The 640-nt window shown below is 69.2% G+C and carries 1 protein-coding gene; it reads right to left on the reverse strand.

All coding sequences use genetic code 11. The features are described 5' to 3' along the window. Positions 1-8: 8 nt before the first annotated feature. Positions 9-539, reverse strand: a complete 531-nt coding sequence (locus tag OC490_RS49120) for a DUF2231 domain-containing protein (protein WP_262064564.1) — start codon at positions 537-539, stop codon at positions 9-11. Between the last annotated feature and the right edge of the window lie 101 nt (positions 540-640).

The raw sequence follows: 640 nt of genomic DNA on the forward strand, positions 1-640 counted from the left end.
TCGTCCTGTCAGCCGCCGTTCTGCGTGGCCGTCTTGGAGTAGCTGTCTTTCCAGGCGGCCTTGGCGCCCGAGTCGCCGATCCGGTAGACGTCCACCACGGCGCCGACCGCGACAGCGAGGGAAACAACCACGACCACGCCCCGGACCAGTACCGAGGGCGATGATGAGGCCCCCGCCGCGCCGTCCGCGGCGGGGGCCGACCGGCGGGCCGTCCACCAGACGACGGCCGAGATCACGAAGAGGCCCAGAGCCCACGGGAGCAGGCCGTCGCCGAGTTCGGCGTGCTTGCGCACCAACGGGTTGCTGCCGACGTGCTGTTCGAGCCATTCCCCCGCGTGGGTGGCCACCGGCACGCTGGCCAAGGTCACGAGCGCGAGGATCGGCAGCAGCAGGCCGAGTCGGCGGGCACCTGCGGGCCAGGCCGCGCACACCACGAGTGCCAGGGCGCTCAGGGGCACGAGCACGATGACGAAGTGCACGAACAGGACGTGCGCAGGGAGTCCGTTGACGACCGTGAGGCTCATGAGGGCTTTCTCCATGGGGGGTTCGTCGGAGGGTGGGCGGTGCGGGAGCGTCGGAACCTTTTCACAGAGAGTTCTCAGTTCCCTCTGAGTCTCATCAGGATCACTGGCCCCATGGC

Source organism: Streptomyces sp. STR69 (genome assembly GCF_024519455.1).
GTDB lineage: Bacteria > Actinomycetota > Actinomycetes > Streptomycetales > Streptomycetaceae > Streptomyces.